This is a genomic window from Dyadobacter sp. Leaf189, from assembly GCF_001424405.1.
Lineage (GTDB): Bacteria > Bacteroidota > Bacteroidia > Cytophagales > Spirosomataceae > Dyadobacter.
The window spans coordinates 217,903-231,248 of the sequence record NZ_LMPS01000001.1 but is presented as its reverse complement, the minus strand read 5'-3'; the positions used below and the strand labels follow the sequence as shown (position 1 = coordinate 231,248).

Annotated in this window: 14 protein-coding genes and 1 tRNA gene; 7 read left to right on the top strand and 8 right to left on the bottom strand. The window is 42.3% G+C overall.

The genetic code is table 11. The features are described 5' to 3' along the window. Window positions 1–12 precede the first annotated feature (12 nt). From ASG33_RS01085 to ASG33_RS01060, 6 genes are all read right to left on the bottom strand, one after another. On the bottom strand, window positions 13–1,548 hold the full coding sequence (locus ASG33_RS01085; RefSeq protein ID WP_056279431.1) for a DNA cytosine methyltransferase: 1,536 nt from the start codon (window positions 1,546–1,548) through the stop codon (window positions 13–15). A gap of 382 nt (window positions 1,549–1,930) precedes the next feature. Then, window positions 1,931–3,133: a Y-family DNA polymerase gene (locus ASG33_RS01080; protein WP_056279429.1), complete on the bottom strand. Its 1,203-nt coding sequence runs from the start codon at window positions 3,131–3,133 to the stop codon at window positions 1,931–1,933. 43 nt (window positions 3,134–3,176) lie between these two features. Continuing rightward, window positions 3,177–3,614 (bottom strand): LexA family transcriptional regulator, encoded by a 438-nt coding sequence (locus ASG33_RS01075; protein ID WP_056279428.1) that lies wholly within the window; start codon window positions 3,612–3,614, stop codon window positions 3,177–3,179. An 82-nt stretch (window positions 3,615–3,696) separates the two neighbouring features. Then, complete coding sequence (locus tag ASG33_RS01070; protein ID WP_056279426.1) at window positions 3,697–4,560, bottom strand: relaxase/mobilization nuclease domain-containing protein; 864 nt, start codon at window positions 4,558–4,560, stop codon at window positions 3,697–3,699. A gap of 7 nt (window positions 4,561–4,567) precedes the next feature. Continuing rightward, on the bottom strand, window positions 4,568–4,927 hold the full coding sequence (locus ASG33_RS01065) for a hypothetical protein (protein WP_056279424.1): 360 nt from the start codon (window positions 4,925–4,927) through the stop codon (window positions 4,568–4,570). 14 nt (window positions 4,928–4,941) lie between these two features. Beyond that, complete coding sequence (locus ASG33_RS01060; protein ID WP_056279423.1) at window positions 4,942–5,388, bottom strand: hypothetical protein; 447 nt, start codon at window positions 5,386–5,388, stop codon at window positions 4,942–4,944. Between the two features lie 62 nt (window positions 5,389–5,450). Here ASG33_RS01060 and ASG33_RS01055 point away from each other — a divergent pair, with 62 nt between their 5' ends. Further along, window positions 5,451–5,756 (top strand): hypothetical protein, encoded by a 306-nt coding sequence (locus tag ASG33_RS01055; protein ID WP_056279421.1) that lies wholly within the window; start codon window positions 5,451–5,453, stop codon window positions 5,754–5,756. A 46-nt stretch (window positions 5,757–5,802) separates the two neighbouring features. Here ASG33_RS01055 and ASG33_RS01050 read toward each other — a convergent pair whose 3' ends face one another. Then, window positions 5,803–6,195, bottom strand: a complete 393-nt coding sequence (locus ASG33_RS01050) for a plasmid mobilization protein (RefSeq protein ID WP_056279419.1) — start codon at window positions 6,193–6,195, stop codon at window positions 5,803–5,805. 636 nt (window positions 6,196–6,831) lie between these two features. On the opposite strand from ASG33_RS01050, the gene ASG33_RS01040 reads away from it, so the two are divergent. Both ASG33_RS01040 and ASG33_RS01035 read left to right on the top strand, forming a co-directional pair. Continuing rightward, window positions 6,832–8,508 (top strand): type IV secretory system conjugative DNA transfer family protein, encoded by a 1,677-nt coding sequence (locus ASG33_RS01040; RefSeq protein WP_056279416.1) that lies wholly within the window; start codon window positions 6,832–6,834, stop codon window positions 8,506–8,508. Window positions 8,509–8,584: 76 nt separating this feature from the next. After that, window positions 8,585–9,517: a DUF2971 domain-containing protein gene (locus tag ASG33_RS01035; protein ID WP_056279414.1), complete on the top strand. Its 933-nt coding sequence runs from the start codon at window positions 8,585–8,587 to the stop codon at window positions 9,515–9,517. Window positions 9,518–9,740: 223 nt separating this feature from the next. Here the strand turns inward: ASG33_RS01035 and ASG33_RS01030 are convergent. Then, a tRNA-Phe gene (locus tag ASG33_RS01030) sits at window positions 9,741–9,813 on the bottom strand. Window positions 9,814–10,052: 239 nt separating this feature from the next. On the opposite strand from ASG33_RS01030, the gene ASG33_RS01025 reads away from it, so the two are divergent. The 4 genes from ASG33_RS01025 (at window position 10,053) to ASG33_RS01010 (ending at window position 13,318) form a co-directional block, all read left to right on the top strand. After that, complete coding sequence (locus tag ASG33_RS01025; RefSeq protein WP_056279412.1) at window positions 10,053–11,378, top strand: (Fe-S)-binding protein; 1,326 nt, start codon at window positions 10,053–10,055, stop codon at window positions 11,376–11,378. 30 nt (window positions 11,379–11,408) lie between these two features. Then, window positions 11,409–12,206 carry a (Fe-S)-binding protein gene (locus tag ASG33_RS01020; protein ID WP_056279411.1) on the top strand — a complete coding sequence of 266 codons (798 nt, stop codon included), beginning with the start codon at window positions 11,409–11,411 and terminating at the stop codon, window positions 12,204–12,206. A gap of 90 nt (window positions 12,207–12,296) precedes the next feature. Further along, complete coding sequence (locus ASG33_RS01015; protein ID WP_056279410.1) at window positions 12,297–12,806, top strand: hypothetical protein; 510 nt, start codon at window positions 12,297–12,299, stop codon at window positions 12,804–12,806. A gap of 32 nt (window positions 12,807–12,838) precedes the next feature. Then, the gene (locus tag ASG33_RS01010) at window positions 12,839–13,318 is read left to right on the top strand and encodes a gliding motility lipoprotein GldH (RefSeq protein WP_056279409.1); all 480 of its coding nucleotides are present in this window, start codon (window positions 12,839–12,841) and stop codon (window positions 13,316–13,318) included. The last annotated feature ends 28 nt before the right edge of the window (window positions 13,319–13,346 follow it).

Here is a 13,346-nt window from a genome sequence, read left to right as displayed (position 1 = left end):
TCAGGGGATAAACTATCCATCACAATCAGGGATCATATTCAAAACATTTTTTATTACATCGGCGATTTGCATAGCCAAGTATGGTGGAACAGCATTCCCAACTTGATGATACTGAGCAGTTCGATTCCCTTCGAAATGATAATTATCCGGAAAGGTTTGCAACCTTGCTGCTTCTCTTACAGTTAAGCTTCGAGACTGGGAAGGATCATAATGTATAAAATAGTGACCATCTTTCGAAATGTGCGAAGTGATTGTTGTTGAATAGCGATTAGCAACTTGAACCCTAAACCGATCAGAAAACATTTTTCCAATCTTTGCGTCTTGAATATTTCTATGATTTGGAAGAAGCTCGTCAGGAAAATCAACAATTTTAGGAGATACGTTCATAATTTCTGCATACGCTGCTGCGAAGAAATAACGATGAATATCGCTATCCATATGAGCCCTCGACTCGTGGGAAACAAGACTTTTTAATTTTTCATCTACATACCAATCGCGCATAACTCTTGGAGGAGTATATTTTTGAGAACTTCTATAACTTGGAAGACGATCTGGATCTGCAATGTAATGTTTCAGCAGATCGGAAAAATCTGAATCGCGCTTTTCTATATTACGGTACCAAGATTTACCCATGACCTTACTGACTAGTTTCTTCCACGATTCAGTGTCATCTTCTCTCGCCGATAACCCGCTTCGTAAACGAGGCATTCCCCCAATGATCTGTTTAACAGTTGGGGCTTTAGTTTTTTGCAATACATCGGGTGTAATACTTATGTCAGAACGTATTCCAACTATAAACATTCTGTGTCTTGCCTGAGGAACTCCATACTCTTCAGCTCGAACAATAAAAGATGAGGGGTCAATATCTTTATTTACTTCACCAGCTTCGCTAAGTGAATATAAGCGGTAACTAAGACCATTATTTTTGCCTTCTAATGCTTTCGTTGGGTTACTTAAATCTTTTATAATCCTTTTTATGACCGGCTCACCTTTTACCTTTGCTGACAAAAGGCCCTTGACATTCTCCATTACAAAAACTGGAGGTTTGTGATCAATGATTATTTTTAAATATTCCTGGTAAAGAAAATGACGTTCGTCTTTCTCAAACTCAGGACTACCCATCATTCTTGAACGACCGACGAGGGAATAAGCCTGGCATGGTGGTCCGCCTACAAGCACCCATTTTTTTGTATTACCTAAACGAGATTTTATTATTTTTTCAACTTCCTTGTGTGTTTCATTGCCTAGAGAAATTTGGAGTGCAGAGCTCGACGCTTCATCCCATTGTAGTGGGTATTTGCTCTTTAGTTCTTCCAATTTAATTTTTCCAGATATATAATCATAGTACTCATTAGGCACTTGATTTCTTTTGAACAGCCTGAAGAAATGTCTCAGTAGTAACGTTTTATGTGCATTTGTTTCGCGCTCTATCGAAACCAAAGTTTTGAAAGCTGGAACACCTTTTAAAGTGTGTAATGAAGAGAATCCCTCTCCTAGTCCTCCCGGTCCTGCAAAAATATCTATAATTGGAAACGAACAGTTTTTCATCAATTTTATTCACTGAATTTAATATCTTATTTAAGCTGCTGGTTCATATTAGAACATATAACAGCTTTGACAAATAAGAAATTTATATTTTAACATAATCTATATTCTGGACATTTACCATTCCCCTCGGAAAGATATTTGCCAGTAAGTGCTTCCGGATAAATACAACTTTTAACCATTATACAAAACAACTACACTACTACGTAACAACACCATCAAAGTATTACCCGTTGCCTTGATGGTGAACTAGTCTGCTAACCTCTATTGTAAGTAGTATGGCGATGCAGTCTTTGTCAATATTGACTATTATCTTATCAAGAGCTTAAAAAGTTATCTACTGTGCCCAACTGACATGCCACATCTTCAATTCTACTATTTAAGGTTAGTAAACCGGCATAAGGTCAGTCCAAGAGGTTGTATACTGTGGTGATCGGTTATTAATCCTAGTGCCCCAATTCCTCTTAAAGCCGGCACTACCTAATACTAATGTATCCCGTCCGTAGCGGTTATTAAGATTGTCAATTGTCTGCATTAGTGCTTTCGTTCGCTCTGTGTCCCCATAGCAAAACAAATCACCTTGAACTGAACCCTCAAGCCTCAAAAATGAAAGCATAATCCCTGCCTTATGATACCTAATCCCTGAGCGATACTTCTTTTCAAGAGATTTCAAAACGACACCCGTCAGCCGGACCGTATCACTTGTAGCCACTGGCAGCGTGATTGACTCACCAGCCGAGAAGTACGGATAAGTTTTGCTAAATGGATTGCTGTGAATGAAATAAGATATTTGTTTTGCAACGGAACCTTCCAACCTAAGCTTAGCCGCTCCGCGCGCAATATAGACAGATAAGGCTTCTGCAAGCTCATCTTTCGAAGTTACTACTTTCCCGAAAGCTCTGGTGGCAGCAATATTCTTTTTCGGTTCTTGTATTAGTTCAAGAGGCAAACAAGAGAGGCCGTTAAGCTCATGGATTAATCGAACTCCAACAATACCGCCCAGATTTCTTTGAGCCCAATCCTTTCCTACAATAGACAGATCATAAGCAGTTTGAATTCCAACAGCTCTCAGTTTTGCTTCAAACTTATCACCGATCCCCCAAATTTCGTCTACCCCAGTCGTTTTAAGGACCTCAATTCTTTTCTCAGGACTATCAATAATAAAAACACCACCATACTGAGAATATTTTTTCGCAACCTTATTAGCAATTTTCGCAAGCGTCTTTGTAATCCCCATGCCAACGCCGCAGGGTATCCCAACATTCTGCTTAACAGTGTTTCTGATCATTAATCCATATTCTGCGAGGTCGAAGCGGTCAAAGCCAGATAACCCCAAAAAACACTCGTCAATTGAATAGATCTCAATCTCAGGTGAAAACTCGGCTAAGGTCTGCATCATTCTGGCAGACATATCACCATAAAGAGTGTAGTTACTGGAAAAAACGTCTACATCGTATTTTGAAATTATGGATTTAACTTCGTGTACTGGAATACCCATCGGAATTCCAAGCGCCTTTGCTTCACTGCTTCTTGCTACAACACATCCATCGTTATTTGATAGCACAACGATTGGCTTTCCTTCGAGCATAGGATTAAAAACCCGTTCGCAAGAGGCGTAAAAGTTGTTCCCGTCAATCAGTGCAAACACGACCGTTCTCCTGATGTTTGCGAACAACGCCCACGACGACCCCCCAAACAGCAAAGTCCAAGTGTTCGCCAATGTCTATTGGCGGATAATGAGGATGTGCCGCTTCGAGCCAAACCGCTCTTGGGCCAATCCGCAGTCGTTTAACAAGGCATTCACCTTCAATACATGCAATGATAACGCTACCGTCAACGGCTTTCGCAGATTTATCAACAACGAGTACATCACCGTCATGAATGCCAATTCCGGTCATAGACTTGCCTGTAGCTCTCACCAAAAAAGTTGCTGCGGGTTTTGAAACTAAGAATTCATGTATGTTTAAACTGCTGTCCAAATAATCATCTGCTGGTGATGGAAAGCCAGCAGAGACTTTGGAAACAATCAAGGGAATCGCTTGGCAATGAGGGATGTAAGTGTGAGTCATGCCTATAAGGATTATGATTTTTTTCCTAAAAAGCAAGAACAAAATAAGAACATTTTACTAACTATAGGAATTTAAACACAATCTAGTGCTCTATCCCATGATCCCTTCGTATTTGCTCCTGTGCATCTAATTGCTTTTGCAAGTCTTCAAAGACGTTATTACTTTGATCTCTATCCAATATTGTCTCAATTGATGTTCCGAATCTGTGGTGGTGTAGTTTCAAGGCTGCCGCCTCTGTCGGAAGAGTATAGCCATTAAACCTGGTTTCAAGATCTCTCTTATTGTAACCCTTAAGATTACGAACCAAATCTATGCTTTTACCATCTGGCGTAATAGCGCGGTATGGTCGTCTATCAAGGCCCTGCCCTATTTCATATCCGGAAGCTTTTGCACCTACGATGAATTCCGCTGCATTTTCAGCTTGCTGCCATAGACGCGTTAGTTGCTCTTTGTGCCAAGGCTCTAAATCCTTATTCCGTTTTAAGGCTGTTCGCTTGTGATCAAACTTAATTTCCAAATCAGCACGGGCGGAGTTGTGTTTGTAAAAGTTGTATTTATCAGATCGAAGTTTGGAGTTTTGATAATCGAACCGTGACCAAACGACATGTAGGTGGCTGCGTCCGTTTTTTGTATGCAGGACAGCCAGCCGTGGCAAACCATCAAACTGCAACCACTTTTCAAGGATATTGGCGGCTTGCTCCCAATCCTCTTTAGACATGTTTAAAGCCTCGTTTTTGCGAGGGTTTATAATGCAATGATAAAATGGCTTAGTTGATTTGCTAATAAGTGCAACGTCCAGGGACGTATTTATCAATGAAGCAACGGGATCGCCATCTGCAAAACCACGGAATTGCAAAACTTCTGGCTGTTCATCGTTATCCCGTTTAGCCAGCAGATAATCCGCCAATTGTTTACCATTCCCTCTGCTTTTGCCGCGAATGACCATGTCTTGCTTATAATTCAGGACCTTTTGGTTTCTTGCTGTTTGTTAGGCCATGCAATTCTTCCATTATTGACTGCAACTTGGTAGTTGACTGGACTATTGCCTGTTCATGTTTTTCTTTTTCTTCACGCAAATGCTGCTCGTAGGCTTCATCACTCAGCATCGCATTTAATCTTTGCTCTTCTTCTTCCGGCGTTTCTACCGGCGCATCAAACATGGGATGATTAGGATAAGCATCCAGTTCCGCCTGATGATCTGACATCAACATAGCCTCGCGGTAAGCTCGCCTCTCCTCGGTCAAACCAGACAAATTTGACAACTCGCTCACTTCTTTTTGGTGTCGAGTTACCATTTCTTCGTACGTCTCCATTTACAGTGTTGTTATTAAGGCTCTAAATCCTGACCTTTTGGCTTTATTTTTTCCATCAATGCCTGAAGTTCATCCATCATAGTCCAATCCTTAATTCGAGTTTGTTTCGGCAATTCAGCATTGCTCTCTCCAAGATTAATAACCTCCTTCGAAGCTCGCATTTCTCTAGTCCATTGAGCTATGTCGTTTAACTCCATCTGCACCTTTTCTTGTTCGGTTATATACAGATCCATCGAAGGACCATTTTCTAGTCCTTTCTCCCAATCAGGATGGTCTTTTGCTTGCCCTACTTGCCGCGTATGAATAGCATCAACAGCATACTTCTGCTGGCTTTCGAGCATCTTTAAGAACATCTCACTTTCGCCAGCTCTCTCAGCATCCCTTCTTTCACCGTTGTGAAGGTCTTCCATAGATTTTCGCTCGCCAGTATGGCGCTTAACCATTTCATCCCATGTTTCCATGTCAAGGTAATTGGTTGAACATTTTTGTTGACACTAAATAAATTTGTGATATTATAACTAATATGAAAATTACAAAGCATTCAAAACTTGGTAAAATTAAGTCATGTAATGATAACCGACATGATCCGTTCCTATGGGATTTCATTCATAGATGGCTTGATCTCTGGTTTACAAAAAACGATATTCCGCAAACTTATGAGAACTATAATAGAGCGGTGCATTATAATTACGAATTTGTAAACCGCCCATGGCTCTCAAGTCGGCAAAACAATGCTGAAGCTCTTAATTGGCTTGAAGAAGAAGCAAAAAGGCTTGGCGTTATAACAGTTGAAATTCAACGATCAGATCTGAATCCCTACGTATATTAACACAGGTCGCTTAGTTTGATCATTTGGGAACTCTACAATCATATCTTCAATTTTTATTATCACTTCTCCTGTTTTTCTCCAAATAATCAGCCCGCAACAATTTCAAAACCTCGTTATTGATCTCCTCCGACTGTGCTAAATTAGCTTGTACAGCCTGAATTGTCGTCGCCGAGTTATCCGATTTTAGCTGCTCAATAAGTTGATTCAGATTGTTGCTTGTACGGCCTACCTCTCCCCTGATATAAAGTAAAAACTGCGCATCAGCTAATGGTGGGCGAGACGTAAAATTTCGCTTTAAGGAAATCTCGCGCAAAAATTCCGCTGTATCCATCCCGGCAGCAGCAGCTCTCTGCTCCAGCAATGCCAATTCTGTGTCGCTGTAACGTGTGCTGCGTGGATGCTTGCGCCGATCTTTCTCAGCCTTCTTGGGTCTCGCCATCTATATTTTTTTTAAGTTTTAAGCGGGGGTCCAGGGGGTTAGACCCTCTGGCAAGACTCGTTTACGGAGGGCATAAAACGGAGTTTTTGCACTACGGAAACATGTCTTGCATAAGAATAAACAAGATATACATTTTACTGCTTTGGCGCAAAATGATTGTCATCAAGAAAACTGTTCAAAAAAAATTACATTTTTTACCTACGGGCAATTGCAACTTTCCCAAAGTATCAAAAAACACTCTTCCTGATCTTCCAGGGCATATTTGGCCGGTTTGTAACGAAACATCATGTTGCGTTACAGCGCAAATCACGTTGGGAACGTGATAAGGGTGTCCCACCGGGTTGCTTTTGCGCTAACTCATATTTGCTGACAATTAAACATTTAATCCCTGCATTTATGAAAGCCTCAAAAATTTGGAACATCACTTGGCGTAATCTTAAAAGGTATCGCATTCGTGTCGTTCAATATATGTTTGTAGCAATTTTAGAATGGCTGCTACAAACATATTTTTTTCCAATGCTAGTCTACTGGCTCACCTATCTTTCAGCATATCTAGCAGCATATTTTTTTGCACAATAACAACAAGTAATATTTGTTGTTATTGCTAATTTGCAGAAAACCAAACCTCTACTGCAAATGGAAGATAATGATAGTGACTTCGCAAAACAATGGGAAAAGCTTTCCAAGGATATAAACATGCGAACAAAACTTGTTGAGGAAATTACAGGGGAAAAAATGCCTGTTGAAAGAAAATTGCCTTCAAGTTGGATAATAGGATATCTCGTAGTCAACTTGATAATAGTAATTATGATTACTTCCTCAGCCGGAAGGGATGCAGGAACTGTCTTTTTTGTTAGCCTACTTATATCTGTCCCGGTTGCAGGGATTGCCTATTACGTTTCAATGCAACAGCACCATTGGAATAAACTTAACAAGATGGGCACATTGGAAGAACTGCAGCAGAAAGCCTTGAAAAAGGCATATGGTGCGAAAGATTGGGCAACAACAGAAGAAATTAAGATCGCACTCGGAAATTCAGGATCGGGGTTGCACGTCGGATCTAAGCTCTATTGGAATGGACAAGGTCACATGATGACTGTCGGGGGCTCACGAGGAGGTAAAGGTGTCAATCTCATTTTGCCTGCCTTATTAGCAGATAATCTAAAAGAGGCTAATGCACCTTCATTTGTTGTCCTTGACCCAAAAGGAGAAAATTTAGCCGTGTCGGGTACCTATTTGCAAAGTGCAGGCTATAATGTATTGGCCGTAAATCCCTTTGACATTCCAGAGATTATACTGTTTGGCAATGCCCGTTTTAATCCATTTGATCTTTTTAGTGGCACTGACCCGGATTTTGATAAATACGCTGACATGATCGCGTATGCACTTATTCCCCCTGCCAGCCACTCAAATGATTATTTTGACAAATCGGCCAGAAATTACGTTACGCTCTACATTCGGCATATGATGACGCAGGATCAGGAGCCTAAGAATTTCCGTACACTTTACAAATGGCTTCGGCTAGCGGGTTCTGAACGGACAGGTCTGCTTATGCAGATGTCCAAAAATGATGCTTTTGACGGTGACATTAAGGATGAAGCGACAGCCATATTTGGCCAGCTCGTCAATGATGGTGGCCGCACAGTTGAAGGAATATATTCAACCGTTCGCACCGCGACAGATGTTTTTAAGGATAACCAGCTGAGAAACTCTGTTTCCGCCTCAGACATCGATTTAAAAACCATCGCGCATCAGAAAACAGCAATTTTTGTGTGCCTGAGTCCGGCCGACCTCGAACGATGCCAAACCTGGTTAAGATTGTTTTTTGGATCAGTGATGCGGGCTTTGACCAAATACTACAGCCGTGATCGCAAAGTGGTAATGATCATGGATGAGTTCCCTACACTCGGCGCACTGAAAGAATTTGAAACCGCATCTGGTTTTCTGGCGGGATACAACGTGACTCTGTGGCCTATCATGCAGGACTTAACGCAGTTAAAAAGTCTGTATACAAACTCGTGGGAAACATTTGTAAACAACGCAATTGTTCGGCACTATCTGGCGATTGGAGACAATTTCACTGCTGATTACATTTCCAAGCGAATGCCAAAGAAGCTTAGCATGGTCAGCACTAAAAGCGCAGATAATGATGAACTTCGTGAAGTCGTGAAACCATTGCTGGAGCCACACGAAGTCATGGGATGGCAAAACATGATTTTAGAAATTAAAGGGCTCGATAGCCCAGGGAACTTAATAAAGCTTCCATATTGGGAAATCAACAGCAATGCTAGCCCCAACCCATTTCGATCCTAGTTATTTAAATCAAAGCTCATTTATAAAGCTGGTGAATTTAGCCAGCCTTGGTTACTGCACATAGAAATAAGATTTGATGGACGATTTACCTGAATGGCAGAAACTAATGTTAAATGCGTTAGCTGCTGGAAAATTCGAAGACGCGGTTGAATTCAAAAAACCTTATCTGCCGAAAAAACTCTATAAGTATCGAGAAATTACACTGGCCACGCTTGACAATATTGTGGAAAATAGATTGTGGGCATCAACTCCGGCAAGCTTTAACGACCCATACGACTCAGGTGTGGGCATAATTAAAAACAGTCTCCATAGGCAAGATACGTATTGGACTAATTGGCTTGAAGAAAAATCAATTGGCCAGTATATCGCCGATGAGGATTTAAAATCCATATTTGACTCTTCGAACCGATTGGAGGCTCTTGAACGACACATCAGATTAAAATATCCGATTGCGCCGCCTATTATCTATGACCTGATCAACATGAGGCATCAAATCGAAAAAATTGTCTTGGATTTAAATAGACGGTGCAAGGAATCAATAAACGTATGCAGTTTCAGTGCTGTTAATGATTCCTTTCTACTCTGGGCGCATTATGCGAATGACCACAAGGGAATTTGTGTTGAATATGATCTGCCAAACTATCAGCCGCATGACATGGATGGTCGTAGACTATTTCCAGTCATTTATTCAAGTGAGCTATTTGATGCCAGTGACTTTGAGCAGTCAAAATATCTACCTTTGATAGCATCCATCTATAAGCATTCCGATTGGTCTTATGAGCAAGAATGGCGTTATATTGATATTATAAACCCGTTGAGCCCAGGTCGTTATTTCTATCTCAATAAGTGTTCGGCTATTTATTTTGGAAGTAGAACCACACTTGACCAAATCGACACAACCTTTCGCCTCACAAAAATTGCCCATAATGTAATGTCGTATAGAATGATCAATGACAACACAAAGTTTGGCCTGTCGGCTAAATCAACATCAGAACTCGGGATATTATAAGTTTTTTCAGAACGACATCGACAGCTTTTAAAACCTCACTTTTTTAATACCTCTTAACGAGAATTGCAGAAGCGTCTTTGCTGTATTCTTGTGGCTATTAGAATGACACCCGGGATCAGACATCGGTCAACCCACCAAATCAGGGTTAATTTCTGCGTTTACGAATAGTTTACGAAAGAAAAAAGCCGTTACGAATTTGCATCGTAACGGCTTGATTTTCAAGTGGTGATGGACGGAATCGAACCGCCGACACAAGGATTTTCAGTCCTTTGCTCTACCGACTGAGCTACATCACCAGGCTCAATTGGTTCCCTTTGGGACTGCAAAACTAGAAGTTTGGTTTTGCTTTGCAAATTATTTTCAAAAATATTTCTTCGAAAAAAGAATCAAAAAAGCCTTTTACCTCAGTTCCTGATACTTAGCTCCACACAAGTATATTTTATCGCAAAACCGTTTGCATCGAAGTACATTTTTGGCATATTTGTTTTGGTATGCTTGCATACTATTGAGCTTAGAATCTAATCCAATGGCATAGATGGCAGTGATACAGCAAGTTGCATTCATATTGATCTTGGCCGCCATTTCCTGGATACTTCTCAGGCGGGTTAGCCTGATCAGGAAAACCATCCTGATAGGCAAAAACGAAGATCGGAACGATCAGCCTGCCAGACGTTTTTCGACCATGCTGCGCATTGCTTTGGGGCAAAAGAAAATGTTCGACAAGCCACTTATCGGCTTCCTCCACTTTGCGGTTTATATCGGCTTTATATTGATCAATGTCGAAATTCTTGAAATCATTCTGGATGGTATCCTTGGTAAGCACAGGATCCTGGCTCCATTACTGGCTAACTCCTATCGTTATCTGATCGGCTTTTTTGAAGTTCTTGCCGCAGGTGTTCTTATCGCCTGCTCCGTTTTTCTGATCCGCAGGTATAACCCGGCCGTACAACGGCTGCAACCTGCCCGCCATCGTGAACTGAATGGGTGGCCACAACTCGACGGCAAGCTGATATTGGTCCTGGAAATCGTGCTCATGATTGCGATCCTTACCATGAATGCATCAGACAGCGTTTTGCAAAAAGTCGGACACCCGCATTATCCCGTGACAGGCGACTTCCTCGTTAGCAGCTTTTTACAGCCCCTGTTCTCCAACTGGGACACCGCTGCACTCGTGATTTACGAACGTGTGGCCTGGTGGCTGCACATTATTGGTATCCTCGGCTTCGCAGTCTACCTGACGTACTCCAAGCACCTGCATATCGTTCTCGCATTCCCGAACACCTACTTTGCCCGACTCAAACCAAAAGGCGAAATGTATAATATGCCCGAGATCACAAGTGAAGTGAAAGTAATGCTGGGCCTCGAAAATCAAAATGCCGACGCGGTGGTTCCCGAACGTTTCGGTGCGAAAGATGTGACTGATCTAAGCTGGAAAAACCTGATGGACGCATATTCCTGCACAGAATGCGGCAGGTGTACCGCCGCTTGTCCGGCAAACATCACTGGCAAAAAGCTATCGCCCCGCAAAATTATGATGGATACGCGCGACCGGCTTGAAGATGTAGGCAGGATCATGCAGGCTAACAAAGGTGAATTCATACCCGATAACAAGAGTCTGATCGGGGATTACATTCTTGAAGAAGAGATACTGGCGTGTACAACATGCAATGCGTGCGCTCAGGAATGCCCGGTGCTGATCAACCCGCTTGACATTATCTTACAGCTACGCAGATATAAAGTAATGGACGAAGCGCATGCACCGGGCTCGTGGAATGCAATGTTCCAGAACCTGGATACCAACCAGGCGCCCTGGAAATTCTCCCCCGGCGACCGGTTCAACTGGGCCGATGCTGTGCGATAAGTTTAATCAGGAATTGTAAAAAGTCCGAATATGGAACAAGCAGATTACCGGGTGCCTACAATGGCGGAAATGGCGGCGAACAATGAGTCACCGGAAATATTGTTCTGGGTGGGCTGCGCCGGCTCTTTCGATGACCGGTATAAAAAGGTCACAGTCGCATTTGTCAAGATACTGAACAAAGCTAAGATCCGGTTTGCTGTGCTGGGTACCGAGGAAAGCTGCACCGGAGATCCTGCCCGCCGCGCTGGCAATGAATTTACTTTTCAAATGCTCGCGATGTCCAACATCCAGGTTTTGGATATGTATGGCGTCAAAAAAATAGTTACTGCGTGCCCGCATTGTTTTAACACACTAAAAAACGAGTATCCTGAGCTGGGAGGCAATTACGAGGTTATCCATCATTCCCAATTTTTACAGCAACTGATCGATGAAGGAAAAATCCGGCCGGAAGACGGGCTTCCATTCAATGGAAAAAAGATCACGTTTCACGATTCCTGCTACCTTGGCCGCGCCAATGACATTTACGAAGCGCCCCGCCATGTTCTTGAAGCACTCGACGCGGATCTTACCGAAATGAAGCGGTCGCGCGTCAAGGGACTTTGCTGTGGTGCGGGGGGTGCGCAAATGTTTAAAGAACCAGAAAAAGGCAATAAAGACATAAACGTCGAACGCATTGAAGAAGCACTTGCAACCGGCGCAGATACGATTGCAGTGGCTTGTCCGTTTTGTATGATCATGATGACCGACGGTTTGAAGAACAAGGAAAAAGAGGATTCTGTAAAAATCTATGATCTTGCAGAGTTGGTAGCACAGGCAAACGGACTGTAAAGGGTCTTTTTATTACCAGAACTTAGTCAGATTATTCATTGTTGAAATTTGACTAAGTAATTGTTAAGGGCATTAATTGAATTTGAAATCATGTACATTCCATTCAGCGATATAGATCTTCAATCCAGGATCTGGATTTATCAGGCTAACCGCCAGCTTACCGAAACAGAAAGCGGCATTATCACCGAAACCCTGAAAGCCTCACTCGACAATTGGGAAGCACACGGAAAACCACTTACGGCTTCGGGAAAAATTTTTGAACACCGCTTCGTCGTTATCGCTGTTGACGAGCGTGAAGAGCTGCCAAGCGGCTGCTCTATTGACAAATCTGTGCATTGGTTACAGGAGATCGGACAGCGCATGCAGATCGACTTCCTCGACCGCTCGGTGGCGTATCTGGATGAACACGGCATAGTGCAAACAGTTCCGGTAGCAAAGATCCGGCAATCTGTCCAGGAAGAGATTATCCAACCTTCTACAACCATTTTTGACAACCAGGTGGCTACGAAAGCGCAATGGATGACACGCTGGAAAATTGCAGCTTCCAATTCCTGGCTGAACCGTTATTTTAGTGAGCAGACCAGTTTAAAGGAAAAATAGATAGTTTTGAAATCTAACTAGTCAATGCTTTCATGAAGTTCCCCGGAATAGCTGCTGTCCTGATTCTCTGCCTGGCACTTGTTGCCTGTGATGAAAATGTAGTTTACAAGGCGCATGAAGATATTGACGATGGTCTTTGGTATATCAAGAACAGGCCTACTTTCAAAGTAGAAATCACGGATACTACGCAGACCTACAATCTGTATTACCTGCTCAGGAATACATTGCAGTATCCTTATTACAATCTGTATATGACAAGAAACTTTGTTGGTCCCGACCAGAAAGTGATTTCAAATACATTGGAAGAAGTTTACCTGTCCAATGAAGTTACCGGCAAGCCTTACGGTCATGGACTTGGTGATTTGTTTGACCATAAAATCCCTTTCCTTAAAAACTACCGTTTTCCCAGGTCCGGGACTTACACGATAACGCTCTCGCAATCCATGCGCCAAAACCCGCTTCCATTTGTAATGAGTGTGGGAGTAAGTGTGGAGAAAGTGCCGGTTAAGTAGGTTTTAGCTGTTAGTCGTTTGCTATTGG

What these genes read in the sequence shown, in the direction of transcription:
- ASG33_RS01015 (WP_056279410.1), top strand. Translation starts at nt 12,297, where the DNA reads ATGTACATTCCATTCAGCGATATAGATCTTCAATCCAGGATCTGGATT.
- ASG33_RS01025 (WP_056279412.1), top strand. Translation starts at nt 10,053, where the DNA reads ATGGCAGTGATACAGCAAGTTGCATTCATATTGATCTTGGCCGCCATT.
- ASG33_RS01035 (WP_056279414.1), top strand. Translation starts at nt 8,585, where the DNA reads ATGGACGATTTACCTGAATGGCAGAAACTAATGTTAAATGCGTTAGCT.
- ASG33_RS01080 (WP_056279429.1), bottom strand. Translation starts at nt 3,133, where the DNA reads ATGCTCGAAGGAAAGCCAATCGTTGTGCTATCAAATAACGATGGATGT.
- ASG33_RS01075 (WP_056279428.1), bottom strand. Translation starts at nt 3,614, where the DNA reads ATGACTCACACTTACATCCCTCATTGCCAAGCGATTCCCTTGATTGTT.
- ASG33_RS01040 (WP_056279416.1), top strand. Translation starts at nt 6,832, where the DNA reads ATGGAAGATAATGATAGTGACTTCGCAAAACAATGGGAAAAGCTTTCC.
- ASG33_RS01085 (WP_056279431.1), bottom strand. Translation starts at nt 1,548, where the DNA reads ATGAAAAACTGTTCGTTTCCAATTATAGATATTTTTGCAGGACCGGGA.
- ASG33_RS01070 (WP_056279426.1), bottom strand. Translation starts at nt 4,560, where the DNA reads ATGGTCATTCGCGGCAAAAGCAGAGGGAATGGTAAACAATTGGCGGAT.
- ASG33_RS01060 (WP_056279423.1), bottom strand. Translation starts at nt 5,388, where the DNA reads ATGGAAACATGGGATGAAATGGTTAAGCGCCATACTGGCGAGCGAAAA.
- ASG33_RS01010 (WP_056279409.1), top strand. Translation starts at nt 12,839, where the DNA reads ATGAAGTTCCCCGGAATAGCTGCTGTCCTGATTCTCTGCCTGGCACTT.
- ASG33_RS01065 (WP_056279424.1), bottom strand. Translation starts at nt 4,927, where the DNA reads ATGGAGACGTACGAAGAAATGGTAACTCGACACCAAAAAGAAGTGAGC.
- ASG33_RS01055 (WP_056279421.1), top strand. Translation starts at nt 5,451, where the DNA reads ATGAAAATTACAAAGCATTCAAAACTTGGTAAAATTAAGTCATGTAAT.
- ASG33_RS01020 (WP_056279411.1), top strand. Translation starts at nt 11,409, where the DNA reads ATGGAACAAGCAGATTACCGGGTGCCTACAATGGCGGAAATGGCGGCG.
- ASG33_RS01050 (WP_056279419.1), bottom strand. Translation starts at nt 6,195, where the DNA reads ATGGCGAGACCCAAGAAGGCTGAGAAAGATCGGCGCAAGCATCCACGC.